Here is a 21,713-nt window from a genome sequence, read left to right on the forward strand (position 1 = left end):
AAATATCAGCAAACCCAGACGATTTTACGCTTGAATTTGCTGATATAAAAAGGATTTTACGTAAAATTATCCTTTATTGGGTAATAATAAACCCAGTGATATCTTTAACTTGTTTTAGCTTGTTTTTTATCATTTCAGCTTGATCTTTAGATGAATAAGGGCCTAGTTGCACTTTATATAATCCATCTATTTTGTTGATCACACCTTGGGTATTAAATAGTGACGATAAATCATTGAGCCAAAACTGTGCATTATTTTCGTTACTGAGAGCACCAACTTGGACATAAAAGCCTTGTGCTATGGAATTTGAAGGTAATACTGGTTTTGGTGCTTCCGCCTTTGCAGGAGCTGGCGTTGGAAGTGGAGTAGGCGCTTTTACTTGCACTGGAGCCGATGGCTCAACAGGTGTAGTGTTGTTGACTGGCGTTGATGTTGCTAATGGCGCCGATGTTACTGTTGCTGGCTGAGCATTAAAGTTAGGGCGCTCAGGCAATGCGGTTGTTTTCTTCTCTATCTGCGCACCATGTGTACCAATACCGCTCATATGACCATTTTGGTCAACAACAATTCCTTCAATAAGCAATGGTGTTGTCGGCATTAAACGTAAACTATCAGAAACCGCTGGAGTGACTTGGATCTGTTTTCCATTGACGTAAGGGCCACGGTCGTTAATACGTACAACCATTGTGCGCCCATTAAGCAAGTTTGTAATTTTCGCATAGCTTGGGATCGGTAATGTAGGATGAGCGACTGCAAACTCATAGGGATTAATGCGTTCACCAATGGTAGTTAAACGACTCATCGCTAAACTATCATAGACAACAGCTTCTCCTCGCTCACTAAAGTTTGCAGGATCAGACACAATACGGTAAACCACCCCATTTTTTCGGTAATCTTGATTCGCCGTAGGGTGATAAGGCTCGTAACGTGGCTCTGCACCGAGAACACGTTGAGCTGGCACATTGGGTAATGGTGCTGGCTGTTTATTGGTATTCGGTTTATCAATAACACACCCTGACAGTAGCAATGCACTGATACTAATCAAAACCCATTGCAGACGCATAAAGACCTCATTATAAACTTTTCGATAGTAGTTTTCGGTGTGTATGAATCGACATCACGATACCAAACCCGGCCATTAATACAATAAGGGCCGAGCCTCCATAACTCATTAGCGGCAACGGAACACCTACAACAGGAAGAATGCCACTCACCATCCCTATATTGACAAAGACATAGACAAAGAAAATTAGCATTAACCCGCCAATCATTACTCTACCAAATGTATTTTGTGCTTTCGTTGCAAGGTAAAGGCCTCGCGCGATTAAGAGTATATAAAGAGTCAGTAGTATCAAAACACCAATTAATCCGAGTTCTTCCGCCAATACAGCAAAAATAAAGTCTGTATGGCGCTCAGGTAAGAATTCTAATTGAGATTGAGTGCCTTGTAACCATCCTTTTCCATGTAATCCACCAGAACCAATGGCAATTTTAGATTGGATGATATGATATCCTGCCCCAAGCGGGTCTGATTCAGGGTCGAGAAGCATCATTACCCGTGCTTGCTGGTAATCATGCATGAGGAAAAACCAGAGTATGGGGATAAAAGCGGCAACAAGAATAATAGCCACGGTGATAAGGCGCCAACTCATTCCCGCAAGAAAAAGAACAAATAAACCCGATGCGGCAACAAGAATGGATGTTCCTAAATCGGGCTGTGCGGCGACTAATAAAGTTGGTACAAAAATAAGTACCAGAGCAATAGCCGTATTACGTAATGTAGGAGGGCACACATCGCGATTCATAAATCGAGCGACCATTAAAGGCACCGCTATTTTAGCGATTTCTGAAGGCTGAAAACGAACAATACCTAAATCTAGCCAACGTTGTGCTCCTTTACTGATTTGCCCAAAGACATCAACAAGAATAAGTAAAATAACACAAAAGAAATAGAGATGAGGAGCCCAGCTTTCATAGACTCTTGGTGGGATTTGTGCCATGACTATCATGATCATGAACCCCATAGCAATCTGTCCTAACTTACGTTGCATCATTTCTGGATCTTGCCCGCTGGCACTCCACATAATAAACGCGCTGTATCCTAATAACGCAAGAATACAAAGTAAGAATAACGGGTCGATATGGATCCGTGTCCAGAAGGATTTTTTCTTATTATTTTCAGTCATGAGTATTATTCCTCTGAACCACGTGGTGCTGGTGGAGATACTGGCAATACAGTGTTGTTATCACCAAGGAGAATGTGGTCAAGAATTTGTCTTGTAATATCACCGACAGAAGGGCCTGCACCACCATTTTCTAGGATAATAGAGATGGCTACAGTTGGCTTATCATAAGGCGCAAAGGCAATCATCAATTTGTGGTCACGAAGATGTTCTGCCAATTGGCTAGCATTGTAGGTTTCGTAACTAAACACCTGCGCAGTTCCCGATTTTGCTGCTATTTTATAAGGTGCATCAGCAAAACTTCGGCGACCTGTGCCATTCGGGAAGTTAGCCACACCATACATACCGTGTTTTGCTAGTTCCCAATAACCTGAGTTGATATCGCCAATTTGGCGGGTTTCAGTATCAACATAAGGCAACATTTCATTGCCTAGTTTGGTACCGTAAAGTAGGTGAGGGGTTTTAACTTGACCGTCATTAATCAATGTCATTAAAGCTTTCGCCATTTGAATTGGCGTTGCTGTCCAATAACCTTGCCCAATACCTACTGGGATCGTGTCACCTTGATACCAAGGCTTTTTATAACGTTGCTGTTTCCACTCTCGTGTTGGCATGATGCCATTACGCTCTTCAGAGAGATCAATACCTGTATATTCGCCATAGCCAAAGCGGCCCATCCAAGTTGATATACGATCAATTCCCATATCATAAGCAACTTGGTAGAAGAAGGTATCCGCAGATTCTACGATAGATTTTGTGACATTAAGTTTTCCATGTCCCCAACGTTTCCAATCTCGATAACGTTTTTCGGAGCCAGGGAGTTGCCACCAGCCGGGATCATGAATTGTTGTATTGGCTGTAATTACACCTTCACTCAATGCTGCAACAGACATAAAGGGTTTCACGGTTGATGCAGGTGGATAAAGCCCCTGAGTTGTTCGGTTGATCAGTGGTCTATCCGGGTTGTTTAGTAATCCTTGATACTCAGTATTTGAAATCCCACCAACAAATAAGTTTGGATCGTAACTTGGGTTTGATACCAGTGCTAAAATTTCACCATTGCGAGGATCGGTTACTACAACCGCAGCTCGGCTTGTAGTGAGTAATGTTTCAATATAGGTTTGCAGTTCAAGGTCGATGGTAAGATAAATATCTTTACCTGCTTGTGGCGGTTGTTCGTGCAATTGGCGAATAACTCGACCACGGCTATTAACTTCAACCTCTTCATAGCCTGTTGTGCCGTGCAAAGTAGACTCATAATAACGTTCGATGCCTAACTTACCAATATCATGAGTTGCAGCATAGTTAGGTGATAAACCTTCTTTATCAAGACGTTCAACATCTTTATCATTAATTTTTGCGACGTAACCAATTACATGCGTCAATGCTGAACCATAAGGATAATAACGACGTTGATAGCCTTTGATTTCTAAACCGGGATAGCGATATTGGTTGATAGCGAAACGAGCAACTTGTACTTGGCTTAATGTTGTTTTTAAGGCGATAGAGCTAAATCGACGTGAGCGCTTGCGCTCTTTCTCAAATGCAGCAATATCTTCGTCAGTTAAGTCAACAACATCCCTTAAGCTTTCCAGAGTTTCTTGTAAGTTTACTACCTTTTCAGGCACAATTTCTAATTGGTAGATAGTACGATTGAGCGCAAGAGGGATACCTTTGCGATCGTAAATAATGCCTCTGCTGGGAGCGATCGGTACTAATTTAATTCTGTTATCATTTGAACGTGTCTGATAATCATCATGGCGAGCGATCTGTAAGTGATTGAGGTTAAAAACCAAAACACCACTCAATATAATAATTACTGAAAATGCGACAATTACACGTCGGATAAATAGCTTTGATTCCGCAGTATAATCTCGAAACGGGGTACGTTTTTTTCTTTTCATCCCATTTGACTTCACTTACTGACCCGCCAATTTATTGATTATTCACGATGATAAGGATGGTTTGTGGTAATGCTCCATGCTCGATAAAGGCTTTCTGCAACCACAACACGAACAAGGGGATGTGGCATTGTTAAAGGAGATAAAGACCAGCTTTGTTCAGCTGCTGCTTTACAAGCGGGTGCTAATCCTTCCGGGCCACCAATGAGTAAACTGACATTTCTACCATCAAGCTTCCATCGATCAAGTTGTTCTGCAAGTTTTGGCGTATCCCAGCGAGCGCCAGGAATATCGAGAGTGACGATACGATTTCCTTTACCTACTGCAGCTAACATCTGTTCACCTTCTTTTTCGAGAATACGTTTAATATCCGCATTCTTTCCTCGCTTGCCTGCAGGGATCTCGATAAGTTCTAAAGGCATATCTTTGGGGAATCGATTAAGATAATCCATAAAGCCGGTCTGTATCCAGTCCGGCATTTTTGTACCAACGGCAATGAGCTGTAATTTCAAACTCAGCTCCAGAGTTTTTCAAGTTCGTACATACGGCGACTATCTTCTTGCATAACGTGTACCATGGCTTCACCAAGGTCAACGACAATCCAGTCAGAAACGCCTTGTCCTTCAACACCTAAAGGTTGTAATCCCGCTTCGCGGCAATCATCAACGAGATTATCTGCAACTGACATGAGGTGTCTGCTTGAGGTACCTGTACAAATAATCATGTAATCAGTTACACTTGATTTTCCGCGGACATCTAATGCAATAATGTCTTGAGCTTTAGAATCTTCAAGTTTATCAATAATAAATTGCTGTAATTCAGAACCTTGCAAAAGGATCACCTTTAATCTAATGGGTTGATTTAGTCGAAAAAATAATAAACGCTATTTTAAAGGAATTTATACCAATAAATCTATTTTACTGGATGATTAATTCTAGTTAGCAATAACAAGAACATAAACCTTATTTTCTTGTTTTTCGACGTTTGATTTAGAAAAATTCATATATGCCCATTAACTGCGCCATAATAGATAACAAAAAGAAGGCAGATAAGAACTTTTCCGTTTAGACGACAGTTTTACCTTACAGTTCCCTTGAGGGAACAGAGGGTGAGAATAACAGCTAAACCTCGTCTGTCAATGCTCATGAAACACCTAATTAGGTGTGTTTTTACTTTGTTAGCGTCAGATTATACTGTGTAATGCTCAGACTTTTTAATTGGAGAGAAAAAGAATGGAAAGAAAAGTGAATTATCTCGGGATATCTTCAGAAATTATGAGTAACACTAATCACCAATTACAAGAAAAGTTAGCATTGCTTTGCGATACTGTTCAGGCGGAAAAGATAGGTATTATGCAGATAGAGGCTCAAAATAGAGATAATCTATTGCCACTTTATGGTTATATCGGAAAAAAAGGAGACAGCCTTTCCTCACCCCCAAATTTTACTTTACCTCAATTAAATATTGATCAATTTTTACAACCTATTGTTCTAGACCATTTTCTTACCCAATTTTTCACACTATTTGATTACCAACAACAGGTTAATCAATCATTAACTAAAGGGGCTTTGGTTAAATTTCATAGCCGATATAAATATTTAATTATGGCTTATTCACAAGTGGCTTATCGAGAGTTGGGGCATGATATTGCTAATTTTTCTGATTCCATTCCCCTTGAAGAAGTTGCATCGAAATATCAGGGAAAGCTAATGAAGGCATTGAGTGTTGCAGCAAATAGAGAAGGGCAAACTAATGCGTTAATGCATATGGCTGGGTATTTTAAGCGGGATCTAAACTCACAACAAAAACAAGAAATGACACAGACAATTTTACAATATCGTCAAGGTATCGTGCCTTTATCTAAACCTTATGATTTACTCAAATATTGGTTAACTGTTTATCCTGATGAGTATTTGAACCATCAACGCTATTTTTCACCTTATCCCTTCGCTTTTAATTATTTAAGAGAGCAACTTTAGTCTTAATTATTTATAGAGTTGTTGCTGGCGAATATAGTCTTCAACAGAGTTAGGTAGTAAATCGTGACAATCTAAACCTGCTTTGTGACGAGCACGAATATCTGTTGCTGATATATTATAAAGAGGCGTATCAGCCAGAAATATTTTACCCGCAGGTAAACAGTGAATATCTTCTTGCTGATGAGTTTGATGTTTGGTCAGCCATTTTTGCATTTGCGCTGAGTCGAAATGTGTTTGATAACCAGGGCGGGCGCAAACTAGTAAATGGCATACTTCGAGCAGATCTTCCCATTGGTGCCATGTGTTAATCGAAAGTAATGAATCTTGACCAATAATAAAAGCCAAGGGTTGTTTATCGCCGATTTCTTTTCTGAAGTCTCTTAATGTCTCAATAGTATAAGAAGGTGTTGGCTTCTCAAGTTCACGAGTATCGACTGTAAATGAAGAATATGGCTCAAGAGCCAGACGTACCATCTCAAGACGTTGTTGAGAAGAGGCCTCTGGTTGAGGACGATGAGGAGGAATATTGTTAGGTAACCAAATCACTTCTTTTAAACCAATTAATCCGGAAAGAGCTTCAACAGGACGCAAATGCCCATAATGAATAGGATCAAATGTACCACCATATAAAGCAATGGCTTGGTTAATTAAAGGTGTTGAGGGATTGATTTTAGGCATGACTTACAAATCCTTCCGGCAATGCTTTTCCACAAAGTAATAAACCCAGAGCACTAAGAGAAGGCCAAACTGTCTGTCCATAATCTTGTTTAATAGTAATTTCAATTGTTGCAAGTAATCGTATTGCTGTCAGCAATTGATGTTCAGATAAACGTTGTAGTGCTGCTGTGAATATTGGGCGTCGGTTTTGCCAAATTCGATGTTTATCAAAAATCGTTTTTAACGAAGCCGTTTTAGATTCTCGATGTAGCGTAATCAACTGCATTAACTCACGTTGTAAAGTTCTGAGTAAAATAACAGGTTCAGAGTCTTCTCTTTTGAGTTGTTGCAAAATATGCCATGCACGTTGTGTTTTCCCGGCCAGTAAAGCATCAACCCAGTGATAAGGGGTAAAATGTGACGCGTCATTGACTGCAGCTTCTACTCTTGGGAGCGTTAGCTTACCGTCAGGATATAACAGAGAAAGACGCTCAATGGCTTGTGCTAGTGCCAATAAATTTCCTTCATAACAATAGCAAAGTAATTGATTACCTTGTTCATCCAGCGCTAACCCTTTTTGTTTTGCTCGCCGCGCAACCCAATTAGGTAATTTATCAAGCTCAGGTGTCAGACAAGAAACATAGGTTCCATGTTGGCTTAATGTTTTAAACCATTCACTGTTTTCTTGTGCTTTTGTGAGTTTATTGCCACGTAAAATCAACAATAAGTCTTGATGTAATTCTTGAGATAGGCGAGTAAGTTTCTCTGACATCGCTGCATTGGGGCCATTTTCAGGCAAATGCAGTAGAAGAGATTGTCTTTGAGAAAAAAGGCTTAGCGATTGACAAAGCGAGTAAATTTCATTCCAGTCCGTATTATTATCAAGGGTAAATTGATAATGTTCGACAAATCCTTGGGATTTAGCAACGGATTGAATAGCATCTTGAGACTCTTGGAGTAACAGAGGTTCATTACCCCAGAGTAGGTAACTTTGGCGCAGCCCCTCTTGGAGCTGCGCATTCAGTTGTTCTGGATATAAGCGGATCATTTGGCGGGTGAGATTATCTGTTTTGCCTGCTCAGCTTGTGCACTCTTTTGCCGTTCAGCATTGTGAACAACTAATAATTTACGCACTAATATTGCTGTCGCTTGTTCACGCATCTCTTGCTTGATAATGTCATTTTCAGCATCTTTCGCTAATGCTTCTAATGGGTTATCAAAGAATGGACGTGAAACCTGTGATGAAATTGGGTAAATCGTACCATCAGGCATAATCACTTGTGCATCAAGCACAAATGTTAATTGACGTTCTGCTGATTTACCGTCTTGATACACAGAAACGGTCTCTTTACTTTCTGATGAACCGACAATTTTTAAAATAGGGATATTTGCCGTTGGATTTTCAACAAGCTGAACACCACTCAGTCTAAGTTGTTGACGCATTACACGAGATAATGGGCCATAAGGGTCACCAGAGCTAAGATAAAGCGTTTTTAATTCTGCTGGAACCTGAGTTTTACCTTGAAGGTGAAAACCACAGCCAGCGGTGATTAACACCGCTAAACCGAAAAATAGCGAAAGTAGATATCGCACTAGGCCTCCTTATCAGCCAATAACGATGTTCAGTAATTTTCCTGGAACATAGATGACTTTACGAATAGTCACATCTTCCAAGTATTTAGCAACACTGTACTCTTTTGTCGCCATTTCCTGAACATATTCTTTTTCTGAATTAGCCGGAACAGTGACTCGACCGCGTACTTTACCATTCACTTGAACGATGATCAGCTTGGTGTCATCAATCATTGCTTCTTCATCAGCAACAGGCCATGGTGCAACATCAACGTCCTCTTTTCCACCTAATGCCTGCCACATAACAAAACAAGCATGAGGGATGATTGGAGAAAGCATACGAACAATGGCTTCTAATGCTTCTTGCATTAAAGCACGATCTTGTTCTGTTTCTTGTGTTGCACGAGTTAATTTATTCATTAACTCCATAATGGCGGCAATTGCGGTATTAAAGGCTAAACGACGACCTACGTCATCAGATACTTTCGCAATCGTTTTATGTAAGTCACGACGCAAATCTTTTTGTTCTTCTGTTAGTGCAGAAAGATCAAGAGACTGTGTCGCTCCTTTTTGAGTGTGCTCGTGAACTAAACGCCATAAACGACGTAAGAAACGGTTTGCACCTTCAACGCTAGATTCCTGCCATTCCAGAGTTAATTCTGGTGGAGCAGCAAACATCATAAATAAACGAACGGTATCTGCACCATAACGTTCAACCATCGTTTGTGGGTCGATACCGTTATTTTTAGATTTAGACATTTTGCTCATGCCAGCATAAGTCAGTTCATGACCTTCACTGTCAGTTGCTTTAATGATGCGGTTTTTCTCATCGCGTTCAACGATAGCTTCAGCTGGAGATACCCAATGACGAGCACCATCTTCACCAGTGTGGTAGAAGGCATCAGCTAATACCATGCCTTGACACAGTAAGCGTTTTGCTGGTTCATCAGAGTTCACTAAACCTGCATCACGCATCAGTTTATGGAAGAAGCGGAAATACATTAAGTGCATGATGGCGTGTTCAATACCGCCAATATACCAGTCAACAGGTAACCAATAATTAGCTGCTTTTGGATCTAACATACCTTTATCGTAATCTGGGCAGGTATAACGAGCATAATACCAAGAAGATTCCATAAAGGTGTCGAAAGTATCAGTTTCACGTAGTGCTGGTTGACCATTGATTGTGGTTTTTGCCCACTCAGGATCTGCTTTGATTGGACTGGTGATCCCGTCCATTTTTACATCTTCTGGCAGGATCACAGGCAGTTGATCTTCAGGGACAGGAACAACAGTGCCATCTTCTAAAGTAGCCATTGGAATTGGCGCACCCCAGTAACGTTGACGAGAAACACCCCAGTCACGTAAACGGTAGTTAACTTTACGCTCACCAACACCCATTTGTGCCAGTTTATCTGCAATTGCGTTAAAGCCAGATTGGTTGTCTAATCCAGAGAACTCACCAGAGTTAATTAGGCTATTTTTCTCGGTTAATGCACCTTCAGATAAGTCAGGTTGATTACCTTCAGCATCTGCAATAACAGCTTTAATTGGTAAATTGTATTTAGTTGCAAATTCCCAGTCACGTTCATCATGACCTGGAACCGCCATTACAGCACCTGTGCCGTATTCCATTAATACAAAGTTAGCAACCCAAATGGCGACTTTCTCTTTAGTTAATGGATGAATAGCATAAAGGCCTGTTGCAATTCCTTTTTTCTCCATTGTTGCCATATCGGCTTCTGCCATTTTCATGTTACGGCATTCATCAATGAAGTGTTGAACTTCAGGGTTATTTTGAGCGGCTTTTTGCGCTAATGGGTGACCTGCTGCAACTGCAACATAAGTGACACCCATAAATGTGTCTGGACGCGTTGTATAAACGGTCATTGTGTCGTCGCTATCAGCAACATCAAATTTAATTTCGACACCTTCAGAGCGACCAATCCAGTTACGTTGCATGGTTTTAACTTGTTCAGGCCATTCATCTAACGTATCTAAATCGTTTAACAGCTCTTCAGCATACTCGGTAATTTTGATAAACCACTGTGGAATTTCTTTACGTTCAACAGGGGTATCACAACGCCAGCAACAGCCATCAATAACTTGTTCGTTGGCTAAAACGGTTAAGTCGTGTGGGCACCAGTTAACAGCAGAGGTCTTTTTATAAACTAAGCCTTTTTCATATAACTTAGTAAAGAACCACTGTTCCCAGCGATAATATTCTGGAGTACAAGTAGTGACTTCACGATCCCAATCATAACCAAAACCCAGTTTTTTTAACTGGTTTTTCATATAATTGATATTTTCGTAAGTCCATGGCGCTGGAGCGGTGTTATTTTTTACTGCGGCACCTTCTGCAGGTAAACCGAACGCATCCCAACCGATAGGTTGTAAGACGTTTTTACCTAGCATACGTTGATAACGGGAAATCACGTCACCAATGGTATAGTTGCGGACGTGTCCCATGTGAAGTCGGCCAGAAGGATAAGGTAGCATTGACAGGCAGTAATATTTTTCTTTGTTATTATCTTCTGTCACTTTAAATGTATTGTTCTTTTCCCAGTGTTCCTGGATAGTTTGCTCTATATCTTCGGGACGATATTGTTCTTGCATGGCACCGATAATCCTATGGTGAATTAATGGCTACCGGAGGGTAACCGCTATTATGAAATTAAGACTTGCATAGCATAGCTGATTTTGTCTAATAGCCACAACTATTGATCTCAATGAAAGCCACTGTTTGCATAACTTTTTCAAGACAATTGCGAGATATCTTGGAAATAGTTAAAGCCAAAAGACAATAAATGCGTATTTTGTGAAAAAATAATAGTGATGTTGCGAGAAAAGAAGATTACTTGATATTTAATTGCGAGGTTAATCTAAATTATTATTTGGGGCTGACGTGCTAAAAAAGCACGCCAGCAGAGGGGATGTGGAGATTAGTGCAGAATTTTAGCGAGGAAATCTTTTGCTCTATCTGATTTTGGATTATCAAAAAAGTCATTTTTAGGTCTATCTTCCACAATTCTACCTTCATCCATAAAAATAATACGGTCGGCAACTTTTTTAGCGAACCCCATTTCATGGGTTACTACCATCATCGTCATACCTTCATTTGCCAGTTCTACCATTACATCAAGCACTTCATTAATCATTTCAGGATCAAGTGCTGATGTGGGTTCATCAAACAACATTGCAATCGGATCCATGCATAATGCGCGAGCAATGGCGACGCGTTGTTGCTGACCACCTGAAAGCTGGGCTGGGTATTTATTAGCATGGTTTGATAATCCTACACGTTCTAATAGTTTTAACCCTTTCTCTTTTGCGGCAGTTTTCTCTCTATTAAGCACTTTAACTTGTGCCAGTGTAAGATTTTCAATAATAGAGAGGTGAGGGAAGAGTTCAAAATGTTGGAATACCATACCCACTTTTGCTCGTAATTTAGCAAGGTCTGTATGTTTATCATTTACTTTTATTTCATTAACAAGGATCTCGCCTTGTTGTATAGGCTCTAAGCCATTCACTGTTTTGATCAGTGTTGATTTACCTGATCCAGAAGGCCCACAGACAACAACAACTTCCCCCTTTTTAACTTCAGTGGAACATTCAGTCAGTACTTGAAACTGACCATACCATTTGGATACGTCTTTTAGGGAAATCATCTAGGTAGTCCTTTTTTTAAGAAAGTTCACTAACATCGAAGCGGCGAAACTAATGACAAAATAAACAAAACCAGCAAAGAGGATCATCTCAACTTGTGTTCCATCTCGTTCTCCAATATTTGCCGCTGTTCTGAAAAAGTCAGTAAGACTTAAAACGTAAACTAAGGATGTATCTTGGAATAATACAATTCCTTGAGTCAGTAATAGCGGGATCATGGCTCGAAAGGCTTGAGGTAAGATCACTAAACGCATTGTTTGTGATTTGGTCATACCTAACGCGAGTGAGGCTGAAAATTGTCCTTTGCTAACACTTTGGATACCTGCTCTTATAATTTCAGAGTAATAAGCCGCTTCAAATAAAGAGAACGCTATCATTGCTGAAATTAAACGGATATCACTTTTCGGAGAAAGGCCTAGAACATTTTGTAATATGTTAGGCACAATTAAATAAAACCACAGCAATACCATGACTAATGGGATAGAACGAAAGGTATTAACATAAGCGGCGGCAAACCAGCTAATAGGTTTAAAGGTTGATAGGCGCATAACCGCAAGCACCGTTCCCCATAAAATACCGACCACAATAGCGGTGATAGTGATTTTTAGTGTGATAGCCATTCCATCGACTAAAAATGGTAGGCTCGGAACAACAGAACTCCAGTCAAATTCGTACATTATTGACCTCCTGCTGTGCCGGGTAAACGTACACGTTTTTCAAGCCAACTCATGATTAGCATAATGATGACATTGATAAATACATAGGCGAGTGTGATAGCAGTGAATGACTCATACGCTTTTGCTGAATAGTCGAGAAGTTTATTCGCTTGTGCCGCCATATCAATAAGTCCGATAGTAGAAGCAATCGCTGAGTTTTTTACGAGATTGAGCATTTCGGATGTCATTGGTGGAATAATGACGCGGTATGCATTGGGTAATAAAACATAACGATAGGTTTGGGGTAAAGTTAAGCCCAATGCTAAGCCTGCAGCTTTTTGACCTCGAGGTAATGAGTTTATTGCGGCTCTAACTTGTTCACACATACGTGCTGCGGTAAATAAACCTAAGCAGAGTGCTGATGAGACAAAAAATTGCACATTGGGCGCTAAGTCCATTTTAAACCAGTCGCCAATAGATTGAGGCAATAATTCAGGAATGACGAGATACCACGTAAAGAATTGAACAATAAGTGGTACGTTACGGAATAACTCAACATAAACAGTGCCTAAGCTTGAAAGCCAACGATTAGGTACGGTGCGTAAAATTCCAAATAAAGAACCGACAAGAAAGGCGATAACCCAAGCGCATAGAGATAAGGCAATAGTGACTTGGAAGCCAGAAATCAGCCATCCTAAGTATGTGGTGTTTCCGAATGGGGCTTCTTGGAAGAATATCCCCCAATCCCAATCAATCGACATGATTTCACCTCCGGTGAAAAAGAGGGGCAGGGAACGGCTGCCCCAAACTTCACTGATCTGTCTGTCCAACAGATACTTTATAATTATTTATTTTGCATCAACTAATTATGTGTTTTTAGTTCAATGCTTTATCATTTGGTGATGCAAATAAGGCTTTCATTTCATCCGAGATGGTGAATTCTAAGTTAAGATTTTTAGGTGGGATAGGTGCATTAAACCAGCGATTAAATGATTTTTCTGCTTCACCTGATTTTTGTGCTTTAGCGATAGTTTCATCAATTAACGCTTTGAATTGAGCGTCATCTTTACGCAACATACAGCCATAGGCTTCTTCTGATTGTGGGGTTCCTACAATTTCCCACTCACCCGGTTTTTTCGCTTTAGCTCGTTCACCAGCCAGTAATGCGTCATCCATCATAAAGGCAACTGCACGACCTGATTCAAGTGTACGGAATGAGTCTCCATGATCTTTTGCGCTGATAATGCGCATATTCATTTTTTTCTCATCATTTAATTTGTTGAGTAACATTTCAGACGTTGTTCCTGATGTTACAACAACGTTTTTACCTGATAGATCAGCAAAATCTTTAATTCCACTGTCTTTTTTTGCCAGTAAACGTGTGCCTACGATGAAAATAGTATTAGAGAAGCTAGCTTGTTGTTGACGAGCTTCATTGTTAGTTGTTGAACCACACTCAAAATCAAATGTGCCATTTTGTAATAATGGAATACGATTCTGAGAAGTAATAGGAATGAGGCGAACTTGTAAGTTTGGTTTTCCTATTTTGTCTTTCACTGCCTGTACAATGAGGTTGGAATAGTTTTGAGAATAACCAACTACTTTTTGTTGATTATCATAGTAAGAGAAAGGAACAGAGGATTCTCTGTGTCCAACGATGATAATATCGTTGTCATTGATTTTCTTTAAGGTTCCAGTGAGTTCTTCTGCTTGCACAGTTACTGCAGCCCCTAAAATCATTAATGATAATGCTAGTTTACGCATGCGCATAATAACTCCTGTCGTGGTGATAAGTGATATTTGTGTTTTGCTTCTTGTTTCTTTTTTGTTTTAATTTGTTTTGATAATGTTAATAGATAGAACAAATAACATACTGTTGGGAAGTGTAATTTGTGAAATACGAGAGGTATCTCCCAATAAAAGAATGAAATCAAATGTAGTTGATTATTTTTTTGGAAGTTGTTTTCAATATTTAAAATTATTGTAGTAGAAACCTTATAGAAATAAAGGTTAAAGATGAAAAATTTAGGTAATAAGAAAAATAAACTAAGTAGGGATTTGTAAAGTTTGTCTTAAGGAGTTGTTTGTCTGTGGATTACCGTTAAGATAGCGGGTCATATTGATGAGGAACATCTATGAGTAATTGGCGGTCAGGTCGCTGGCTAGTGGTGATAACAGTTTTGCTGATCTTGTGTTGTATTGTTCAGCGTTCATTAGGTGCCCACATCATTAGTGAGCGCTTAGCAACGGCTGTCTCTCAAACACAATACCCACTATCAACACCGATTGCTGATGAGAATAGCGTTACAGGGCACAGTTATTCATTGTCTACCTGTGAATTAAGCGCCAAATCGTTGTTATCTGTTCCTCCATTAACAATTGAGCCATTCTTCCATTCATGGGCTGTATTGCTATTATTAAGCATGTCTGCCATCTATGTATCGCGTCAGCGTAATCAGAAAAAACACCATCATCCACCTCCTCCAATCAGACTTCACCTTCATTATTGTATTTTGAGGGATTAGAAATTCCCTTTTAGCTAAAAGATTGCGCGTCTAATTTGGGCGTGGCTCTATGTGTAGCGTTGTAGGAATTTTTAGGGAGTTGTTATGTTTCGTTCTTTTGTTATGGCGTTGATACTAACGCTATTTACTTTATCTACCTCTCAAGCAGCAGATACAGGCTGGCTAACCATGCCTGATAATTCTCATGCACAAGTTAGGGCGACAGCACAAAAGTCCCCAGCAGGTGACGTGAAACTTTTACTTGAGGTACAGCTTGAGTCTGGATGGAAAACGTATTGGCGTTCTCCAGGAGAAGGTGGCGTTGCCCCTGAAATTAATTGGTCGCAAGATGTAAGCGCAATAACTTGGCATTGGCCTTCACCTTCAGCTTTTGATGTGGCGGGTATTTATACTCAAGGCTATGACAAACAAGTCGTTTTTCCTATTGAGCTATCCTCTGTTCAGATTGATCGTTTAATGGGAGTTTTAACTTTATCAACATGCAGTAATGTCTGTATTTTGACTGATTACACTTTAGACTTGGATTTTACAGAACCGGTGCCAGCTGATTTTGAATGGCAATATAATCAGGCAATGGCAAAAATTCCTGTTGGAACAGGATTAGTATCATCAGTTTCTTCTGATTATAACAATAGCCAACTCACTATCTCTTTACAAAAAGAGCAAGGTGCTTGGGTTAAGCCTAATATTTATCTCGATCCCCCTGAAGGTATGCTTTATGGCATTCCCAAATTAGATCATCAAGATAAAAACCTATTAGTCACCGTTGATGTGACTGATGATTGGGGCGATGCTGCCGGTGATATTTCTGGTAAGGCGCTTTCTTTTGTTATTACTGACCAAGGTTTTTCTCGCCAAGTTAATGACACCATAGGACATGGAGGGTCGGAGATTGCTCCCGTTGCCAATTCAGGTGTTGGGTTTTGGAGTATTCTTGCTTTTGCGCTATTGGGCGGCTTAATTTTGAATTTGATGCCTTGTGTATTACCTGTACTTGCGATGAAAATGGGATCAATTCTGCATCTTGAAAATCGTGATAAAGGGGTTATTCGCAAGCAATTTTCTGTTTCTGTTCTAGGCATCTTAGTATCATTTTGGGCGCTAGCTCTGTTTATGACAGGTTTACGTTATAGCCAAGAAGCCTTAGGCTGGGGGATCCAATTCCAAAGTCCTTGGTTTATTGGTTTTATGGTATTAGTTACTGCTATTTTTACTGCAAATCTATTTGGATTATTTGAACTGCGTTTAAGTAGCAATATAAATACTAAAATGGCAACAGCTGGTGGACAAGGATATAGCCGACACTTTTGGGAAGGTGCATTTGCAACTTTACTTGCAACGCCTTGTTCGGCACCATTTTTAGGAACCGCTGTCGCTTATGCACTTATTGCGCCTCTAAATGAACTATGGCTTATTTTTACCGCTCTAGGGATTGGAATGAGTTTGCCTTGGATCTTAGTGGCTATATTCCCATCTATCGCCAAAGCGCTACCAAAACCGGGTAAATGGATGAATCGCCTAAGAATGGTATTAGGCTTTATGATGTTATTGTCCAGTATTTGGTTAATTACGCTCTTAATCCCTCACTTTGGTATGCCTATTGTTGTAGGGATTTTTATTGCAATTGCTTTGTTTTTGTTACTCGCAATTGCACGGCACTACGGTAAAAAAGTGGTTCTTATTTCCACCGTTATTGCGCTTTTTTTAGGTGGGAGTACTTATCTATTTGTCGCTCAACCTGAAAGTCAGACACTGACAGGTAAAGATATGGTAGATTGGCAACCTTTATCTGAAGAAGCGATACATCAAGCATTGGCTGATAATAAACGAGTGTTTATTGATGTAACAGCAGATTGGTGTGTAACCTGCAAAGCCAATAAATACAATGTGTTATTGCGAGAAGAGGTTCAGGCCGCACTTTCAGCGCCAGATGTTGTCGCATTAAGAGGGGATTGGACTAAACCCTCTGATAAAATTACTCAGTTTTTAAAACAACGTGGTCAAGTTGCAGTACCCTTTAACCAAGTTTATGGACCTTGCCATAAAGATGGCGTGGTTTTACCTCCTATTTTAAATAAAGATTCAACATTGACAGTTCTTTCAGAGGCTAAAGGAGCCCAATAATGAAAAAAACACTTTCTGCACTGGTTATCTCTTCGTTACTTTTTGGTGCAAATGTGCAAGCTGCGGCATTAAGTGCTGATCAGGAAAAAGAAGTTCGCGCGCTGGTTCGTGATACGTTGATCAAAAACCCAGAAATTCTGGAAGAAGCTATCACTGCATTACAAGCACAGAAAGCAGATGAGCAACAAGCTCAGTTCCGTACTGCTTTAAAGGCAGAGCACGACGCGTTATATAATGATGCTGCAAGTCCTCGTATTGGTGCAAAAGACGCTAAGTTAGTGTTGGTTTCTTTTACTGATTATAACTGCCCTTACTGCAAACGCTTCGATCCATTATTAGAACAAATCACAAAAGATTATCCTGAAGTTGCCGTGGTGATTAAGCCATTGCCGTTTAAAGGTGAAAGTTCTGCAAAAGCTTCTCAAGCTGTACTTTCAGTTTGGAAAGAAGATCCAAAAGCATTCTTAGCATTACACCAACGTTTAATGCAGAAGAAAACAATGCTAGATAATGCAAGTATTGATGATGCAATGAAAACAACCAATACAAGCAAAGTGAAATTGACGGATGAAAGCTTAAAAGCGTTACAAAACAACTTGGATCTTTCTCGTAAATTAGGTATTCAAGGTACACCTGCAACTGTCGTTGGCGATATGGTTATTCCAGGTGCCGTTGATTATGCTCAGCTAGAAGTGATTGTAAAAGAGCAACTGGCTAAAGTGAAAAAATAATGCGTAGTCGTTTACGAAAGTGGAGTAAAGAACTGATTGTTCTGGTTGTCATTTTCGTTATAGCTTCTTTTGCAATGGATTGGTGGCGACAACCGACGCCACCATCCTTAACGAATTTACCTGAACTTTATACTGTTGATAATAAAGTTGTTTCGTTGGCTGAATTGAGTGCTGAAAAGCCCTTGTTAATCTATTTTTGGGCAACGTGGTGTGGAGTTTGTAAACTAACAACACCTGCAGTAAATTCGTTAGCACAAGATGGTTATAACGTGACATCTGTTGCGATCCGTTCTGGTGATAACGCAAAGTTAGCGCGTGGTATTCAATCTAAAGGGCTAGTTTTTCCTGTAATAAATGATAGTCGAGGGGATATTTCTCAACAGTGGGAAATTAGTGCAACACCTTCATTTGTTATTGTTTATAAAGGTGAAATGGTAGGCTTTACGAGTGGTTGGTCATCTTCGTGGGGATTAAAACTACGTTTATGGTGGGCTTCTATCTAAATCAGTTATCAGAATTTTAGTAAAGAAAAAATGGTACCGGGTAAGCTGACAATAAAATAGATTATTTCATAAATAATATTTTTACGTCTGCGTTCAATTTTTGCATCTTCGGTATTTTGGGCAATTAATGCTTTTTCATTGGTAATGCATTTTGCTGTATTAATATGTATTGGCACAATATTAATAGGAATAACGGTTTGATTATTTTTATTAGCAGGAGTTAATTGAGCTAATGTCCAACCATATTGATGCTGTTTATCTCCAAACGCATTTTGCTGAATAACATAACCATAATAATCTTTACGAAAACCTTTTTCTTCGTTATCGCTGGAAATCTTATGAGCATATTGCCAATAAGATTGAATATCTGCTGATGAATGAATTAATTGAGATAATGCTGGTGGCTCAAGTAAGGTGACATTAACGCGTTTAGACTCAGTTTCTTGTTTTTGTTGATCGGCAATCGCTGTTTTCCAATGTACAGGTACAATGGTTTTGTCTTCAATAAGTTGGTTAATTGACTCTGGTTGTTTTGATAATACCCAGCCAAATTCATGTTCTTGTTGATTGAACATCTGGCGTTGGAGCCATTTATTTTCTTTATCCGTACGAAAGCCCTTTGTTTCATTATCTGTTGATATTTTTTTGGCTCTTTGCCAAATAATATCGAGAATATGTTCAGGATAATGCCCCATATAAAGCCCCTTTATTAGAAAAAGCTCAACTTAACTAATATTAATCTAGTTAAGTTGAGCTTTATTCATCTTAATTACGGCGTTTAATAAAAGCGATGATAAAGAATAATCCAACTAGTATCCACAAAGGTGTATTACCCCATTTGTAATAAGGGGTTAAACCTGTTGTTGGTGTGACTTTTTCCGCTAAAGCTCCTTCTTCAAATTGAGGAAGTTGAGAGATTACATCACCATTGGCAGCGATGAAGGCGGTAATGCCGTTATTTGTCGAGCGTAATAATGGTCTTCCTAACTCAAGAGAACGCATTCTCGCCATTTGAAAATGTTGCCAAGGACCAATTGAATTACCAAACCATGCATCATTAGAAATCGTTAATAAGAACCGTGTATCAGGTTTGAAATTAGCGCGAACTTGCTCACCTAAGATAATTTCGTAGCAAATAGCTGCAGTTATTTTAGCATCATTAACAGTAAGCTGAGGTTGTACATATTCACCTTGGCTTAATGATGACATCGGTAAATTAAAGAAAGGCGCAAGTGGGCGTAATAGTGATTCTAATGGTACATATTCACCAAAAGGAACAAGGTGATGTTTGTTATAGCGATCTGTTGCCGGGTATTGATAAGCATAGTGTTCACCTAATGTGATGACACTATTGTAAAAACGATAGCCTTCTAATGTCGGCCGAGCATCAATAATTCCCGTCATTAAATGGGTATCTTGCTCTCTTAATTGCTTATCTAATTCTGCTAAAAAGTTTTGTTGTTGAATTTCAACATCAGGGATCGCAGATTCGGGCCAAATAATGAGATTTGCATTACCAATAAAAGGGTGGCTTAAGGTGAGATAGGTCTTTAATGTGCTCTCTAATGTACCTGGTTCCCATTTTAAAGATTGTGCGATATTACCTTGGACTAATGCAATTTCTTGTGTTTCATCAGGCAAAGGTTGATACCACTGATAGGATTTAAAGCTGATAGGTAATACTAATAAAAGCAGTGCAACCACAAGGCCGTAAATTGATTTACGATAGATTGTAAATGCAATTAATCCACTAATAACGGTTAAAAGTAGCGTTATCATGGTGACACCAAAAATAGGTGCAATACCTTTTAAGGGGCCATCAATCTGGCTATAACCAAACTGCAACCAAGGAAAGCCTGATAATACCCAACCTCTTAAAAATTCTGTGATTTGCCATAGCGCAGGAGCGGCAAATACAAACCGCCAGAGTGTTGGTTTGGGGAAAAACTTATTCAGTGCTCCTGCAAATAATAGCGTGTAGAGTGATAAATAGAGAGCTAATAAAATCACTAAAAAGATATTTATTGCAAACGGCATACCACCAAAATCAGCGATACTGACGTAAACCCAATTTACACCGCTACCAAATAATCCAAATCCCCAAGCAAAACCAAGGAATGCACCTTGACGAGCTGTGCGGTGAGTGATTATCAGTAATAAGCCAAGTAGTGAAATTAACGCTGCAGGCCAAAAATCAAATGGCGAAAATGCTAATGTGCCAATGGCACCGAAAAAAACCGCCAGAAGGGCGCGAACCCACTGGCGGTTTAATAAAGAGATCTTATTCATTGATATCCTATGCATCATTACCTAGTTCAGGGATTGGTGCATCATCGGGGATATGCACATAAACCTGAATGATCTTACGGCTATCTGCCATAACAACTTTAAATTGGTAATTATCAATGGTAATAGTTTCACCACGAGCAGGAAGGTGACCAAAGGCTTGCATAACTAAACCGCCAATTGTATCAACTTCTTCATCGCTGAAATGTGTACCGAACGCTTCATTGAAATCTTCTATCTGGGTTAAAGCTCGAACTGAGTAAGCGTGACGACTCAATGGACGAATATCAATATCATCCTCATCATCATACTCATCTTCAATTTCGCCTACGATAAGTTCAAGAATATCTTCAATTGTGACGAGCCCAGATACGCCTCCGAATTCATCGATCACAATCGCCATATGATAGCGTTGGGAGCGGAACTCTTTTAATAGGCGATCAACCCGTTTACTTTCAGGCACAACAACAGCAGAGCGTAAGACTTTATCCATACTAAATGGCTCTGCGTCAGTACGCATAAATGGCAATAAATCTTTTGCCATTAATAAGCCTTCAATATGATCTTTGTCTTCGCTAATGACAGGGAAACGGGAATGTGCTGAATCAATAATCACATCTAAACATTCATCAAGGGTTTGATTGCGTTTTAGTGTGACGATTTGAGAGCGAGGGATCATTATGTCCCGAACGCGTTGTTCAGCAATATCCATTACCCCTTCAAGCATGTCGCGGGTGTCAGGATCAATTAATTCTTTCTGTTCAGAATCGCGGATAAGCTCCATCAGATCATCACGGTTTTTAGGTTCACCGTGGAACCACTGATTAAGCAGTGTGAGAAACCCTTTCTTAGGACCAGGGTTATCGTTACTCGAAGATTGGTCGTCGCTCATGGCGTTTTAACTATTTTTCCTCATTGAATGGTTAATTA

21 protein-coding genes are annotated in these 21,713 nt (G+C 39.7%); 5 read left to right on the forward strand and 16 right to left on the reverse strand.

What is annotated here, in order from left to right:
• Positions 1-73: 73 nt before the first annotated feature.
• From rlpA to rsfS, 5 genes are read right to left on the reverse strand one after another with little or no spacing between them, the layout of a single operon-like run.
• On the reverse strand, positions 74-1,063 hold the full coding sequence (rlpA, locus tag GTH25_RS04690; RefSeq protein WP_159241857.1) for an endolytic peptidoglycan transglycosylase RlpA: 990 nt from the start codon (positions 1,061-1,063) through the stop codon (positions 74-76).
• Positions 1,064-1,073: 10 nt separating this feature from the next.
• Positions 1,074-2,186 carry a peptidoglycan glycosyltransferase MrdB gene (gene mrdB / locus GTH25_RS04695; protein WP_075671566.1) on the reverse strand — a complete coding sequence of 371 codons (1,113 nt, stop codon included), beginning with the start codon at positions 2,184-2,186 and terminating at the stop codon, positions 1,074-1,076.
• A 5-nt stretch (positions 2,187-2,191) separates the two neighbouring features.
• Entirely contained in the window at positions 2,192-4,087 is a 1,896-nt protein-coding gene (gene mrdA / locus GTH25_RS04700; RefSeq protein WP_075671568.1) for a peptidoglycan DD-transpeptidase MrdA, read from the reverse strand.
• Positions 4,088-4,125: 38 nt separating this feature from the next.
• Positions 4,126-4,596, reverse strand: a complete 471-nt coding sequence (rlmH, locus tag GTH25_RS04705; protein ID WP_004246050.1) for a 23S rRNA (pseudouridine(1915)-N(3))-methyltransferase RlmH — start codon at positions 4,594-4,596, stop codon at positions 4,126-4,128.
• A 2-nt stretch (positions 4,597-4,598) separates the two neighbouring features.
• Positions 4,599-4,925 carry a ribosome silencing factor gene (gene rsfS, locus GTH25_RS04710; protein ID WP_006537732.1) on the reverse strand — a complete coding sequence of 109 codons (327 nt, stop codon included), beginning with the start codon at positions 4,923-4,925 and terminating at the stop codon, positions 4,599-4,601.
• Positions 4,926-5,316: 391 nt separating this feature from the next.
• Here rsfS and GTH25_RS04715 point away from each other — a divergent pair, with 391 nt between their 5' ends.
• Complete coding sequence (locus GTH25_RS04715; protein ID WP_159241859.1) at positions 5,317-6,063, forward strand: YbgA family protein; 747 nt, start codon at positions 5,317-5,319, stop codon at positions 6,061-6,063.
• Positions 6,064-6,069: 6 nt separating this feature from the next.
• Here the strand turns inward: GTH25_RS04715 and nadD are convergent, their stop codons facing one another.
• The 8 genes from nadD to GTH25_RS04755 form a co-directional block, all read right to left on the reverse strand.
• A complete protein-coding gene (nadD, locus tag GTH25_RS04720) occupies positions 6,070-6,741 on the reverse strand; it encodes a nicotinate-nucleotide adenylyltransferase (protein WP_075671572.1) in 672 nt (223 codons plus the stop codon).
• Complete coding sequence (gene holA / locus GTH25_RS04725) at positions 6,734-7,768, reverse strand: DNA polymerase III subunit delta (RefSeq protein ID WP_075671574.1); 1,035 nt, start codon at positions 7,766-7,768, stop codon at positions 6,734-6,736. The genes nadD and holA overlap by 8 nt, the downstream gene beginning before the upstream one ends.
• Positions 7,765-8,313 (reverse strand): LPS assembly lipoprotein LptE, encoded by a 549-nt coding sequence (lptE, locus tag GTH25_RS04730; protein ID WP_075671576.1) that lies wholly within the window; start codon positions 8,311-8,313, stop codon positions 7,765-7,767. The genes holA and lptE overlap by 4 nt, the downstream gene beginning before the upstream one ends.
• A gap of 12 nt (positions 8,314-8,325) precedes the next feature.
• Positions 8,326-10,908, reverse strand: a complete 2,583-nt coding sequence (gene leuS, locus GTH25_RS04735) for a leucine--tRNA ligase (RefSeq protein ID WP_075671578.1) — start codon at positions 10,906-10,908, stop codon at positions 8,326-8,328.
• 326 nt (positions 10,909-11,234) lie between these two features.
• A complete protein-coding gene (locus GTH25_RS04740; protein ID WP_075671580.1) occupies positions 11,235-11,960 on the reverse strand; it encodes an amino acid ABC transporter ATP-binding protein in 726 nt (241 codons plus the stop codon).
• Entirely contained in the window at positions 11,961-12,635 is a 675-nt protein-coding gene (gene gltK / locus GTH25_RS04745; protein ID WP_006537724.1) for a glutamate/aspartate ABC transporter permease GltK, read from the reverse strand. It lies immediately after the preceding gene.
• Positions 12,635-13,375: an amino acid ABC transporter permease gene (locus GTH25_RS04750; RefSeq protein WP_099660172.1), complete on the reverse strand. Its 741-nt coding sequence runs from the start codon at positions 13,373-13,375 to the stop codon at positions 12,635-12,637. The genes gltK and GTH25_RS04750 overlap by 1 nt, the downstream gene beginning before the upstream one ends.
• Before the next feature lie 115 nt (positions 13,376-13,490).
• Entirely contained in the window at positions 13,491-14,384 is an 894-nt protein-coding gene (locus tag GTH25_RS04755) for a glutamate/aspartate ABC transporter substrate-binding protein (protein ID WP_164530356.1), read from the reverse strand.
• Between the two features lie 365 nt (positions 14,385-14,749).
• Here GTH25_RS04755 and GTH25_RS04760 point away from each other — a divergent pair, with 365 nt between their 5' ends.
• From GTH25_RS04760 to GTH25_RS04775, 4 genes are all read left to right on the forward strand, one after another.
• Positions 14,750-15,139 carry a metal resistance protein gene (locus GTH25_RS04760; protein ID WP_098943888.1) on the forward strand — a complete coding sequence of 130 codons (390 nt, stop codon included), beginning with the start codon at positions 14,750-14,752 and terminating at the stop codon, positions 15,137-15,139.
• A gap of 84 nt (positions 15,140-15,223) precedes the next feature.
• Positions 15,224-17,263 (forward strand): protein-disulfide reductase DsbD family protein, encoded by a 2,040-nt coding sequence (locus GTH25_RS04765; RefSeq protein WP_164530357.1) that lies wholly within the window; start codon positions 15,224-15,226, stop codon positions 17,261-17,263.
• Positions 17,263-17,994, forward strand: coding sequence for a DsbA family protein (locus GTH25_RS04770; RefSeq protein ID WP_075671589.1), 732 nt, complete (start codon positions 17,263-17,265; stop codon positions 17,992-17,994). The genes GTH25_RS04765 and GTH25_RS04770 overlap by 1 nt, the downstream gene beginning before the upstream one ends.
• Positions 17,994-18,497: a protein disulfide oxidoreductase gene (locus GTH25_RS04775; protein ID WP_075671591.1), complete on the forward strand. Its 504-nt coding sequence runs from the start codon at positions 17,994-17,996 to the stop codon at positions 18,495-18,497. Before GTH25_RS04770 ends, GTH25_RS04775 begins: the two co-directional genes overlap by 1 nt.
• 8 nt (positions 18,498-18,505) lie before the next feature.
• Here GTH25_RS04775 and GTH25_RS04780 read toward each other — a convergent pair whose 3' ends face one another.
• From GTH25_RS04780 to corC, 3 genes are all read right to left on the reverse strand, one after another.
• The gene (locus GTH25_RS04780) at positions 18,506-19,192 is read right to left on the reverse strand and encodes a hypothetical protein (RefSeq protein WP_075671593.1); all 687 of its coding nucleotides are present in this window, start codon (positions 19,190-19,192) and stop codon (positions 18,506-18,508) included.
• Between the two features lie 70 nt (positions 19,193-19,262).
• The gene (lnt, locus tag GTH25_RS04785; protein ID WP_156733099.1) at positions 19,263-20,786 is read right to left on the reverse strand and encodes an apolipoprotein N-acyltransferase; all 1,524 of its coding nucleotides are present in this window, start codon (positions 20,784-20,786) and stop codon (positions 19,263-19,265) included.
• A gap of 7 nt (positions 20,787-20,793) precedes the next feature.
• On the reverse strand, positions 20,794-21,675 hold the full coding sequence (corC, locus tag GTH25_RS04790; RefSeq protein ID WP_023581153.1) for a CNNM family magnesium/cobalt transport protein CorC: 882 nt from the start codon (positions 21,673-21,675) through the stop codon (positions 20,794-20,796).
• Between the last annotated feature and the right edge of the window lie 38 nt (positions 21,676-21,713).

It is taken from the genome of Proteus terrae subsp. cibarius (genome assembly GCF_011045835.1).
Lineage (GTDB): Bacteria > Pseudomonadota > Gammaproteobacteria > Enterobacterales > Enterobacteriaceae > Proteus > Proteus cibarius.

What these genes read in the sequence shown, in the direction of transcription:
- corC (WP_023581153.1), bottom strand. Translation starts at nt 21,675, where the DNA reads ATGAGCGACGACCAATCTTCGAGTAACGATAACCCTGGTCCTAAGAAA.
- gltK (WP_006537724.1), bottom strand. Translation starts at nt 12,635, where the DNA reads ATGTACGAATTTGACTGGAGTTCTGTTGTTCCGAGCCTACCATTTTTA.
- GTH25_RS04715 (WP_159241859.1), top strand. Translation starts at nt 5,317, where the DNA reads ATGGAAAGAAAAGTGAATTATCTCGGGATATCTTCAGAAATTATGAGT.
- GTH25_RS04740 (WP_075671580.1), bottom strand. Translation starts at nt 11,960, where the DNA reads ATGATTTCCCTAAAAGACGTATCCAAATGGTATGGTCAGTTTCAAGTA.
- GTH25_RS04750 (WP_099660172.1), bottom strand. Translation starts at nt 13,375, where the DNA reads ATGTCGATTGATTGGGATTGGGGGATATTCTTCCAAGAAGCCCCATTC.
- holA (WP_075671574.1), bottom strand. Translation starts at nt 7,768, where the DNA reads ATGATCCGCTTATATCCAGAACAACTGAATGCGCAGCTCCAAGAGGGG.
- GTH25_RS04770 (WP_075671589.1), top strand. Translation starts at nt 17,263, where the DNA reads ATGAAAAAAACACTTTCTGCACTGGTTATCTCTTCGTTACTTTTTGGT.
- mrdB (WP_075671566.1), bottom strand. Translation starts at nt 2,186, where the DNA reads ATGACTGAAAATAATAAGAAAAAATCCTTCTGGACACGGATCCATATC.
- GTH25_RS04775 (WP_075671591.1), top strand. Translation starts at nt 17,994, where the DNA reads ATGCGTAGTCGTTTACGAAAGTGGAGTAAAGAACTGATTGTTCTGGTT.
- rlpA (WP_159241857.1), bottom strand. Translation starts at nt 1,063, where the DNA reads ATGCGTCTGCAATGGGTTTTGATTAGTATCAGTGCATTGCTACTGTCA.
- lnt (WP_156733099.1), bottom strand. Translation starts at nt 20,786, where the DNA reads ATGAATAAGATCTCTTTATTAAACCGCCAGTGGGTTCGCGCCCTTCTG.
- GTH25_RS04760 (WP_098943888.1), top strand. Translation starts at nt 14,750, where the DNA reads ATGAGTAATTGGCGGTCAGGTCGCTGGCTAGTGGTGATAACAGTTTTG.
- leuS (WP_075671578.1), bottom strand. Translation starts at nt 10,908, where the DNA reads ATGCAAGAACAATATCGTCCCGAAGATATAGAGCAAACTATCCAGGAA.
- mrdA (WP_075671568.1), bottom strand. Translation starts at nt 4,087, where the DNA reads ATGAAAAGAAAAAAACGTACCCCGTTTCGAGATTATACTGCGGAATCA.
- GTH25_RS04765 (WP_164530357.1), top strand. Translation starts at nt 15,224, where the DNA reads ATGTTTCGTTCTTTTGTTATGGCGTTGATACTAACGCTATTTACTTTA.
- GTH25_RS04780 (WP_075671593.1), bottom strand. Translation starts at nt 19,192, where the DNA reads ATGGGGCATTATCCTGAACATATTCTCGATATTATTTGGCAAAGAGCC.
- nadD (WP_075671572.1), bottom strand. Translation starts at nt 6,741, where the DNA reads ATGCCTAAAATCAATCCCTCAACACCTTTAATTAACCAAGCCATTGCT.
- GTH25_RS04755 (WP_164530356.1), bottom strand. Translation starts at nt 14,384, where the DNA reads ATGCGCATGCGTAAACTAGCATTATCATTAATGATTTTAGGGGCTGCA.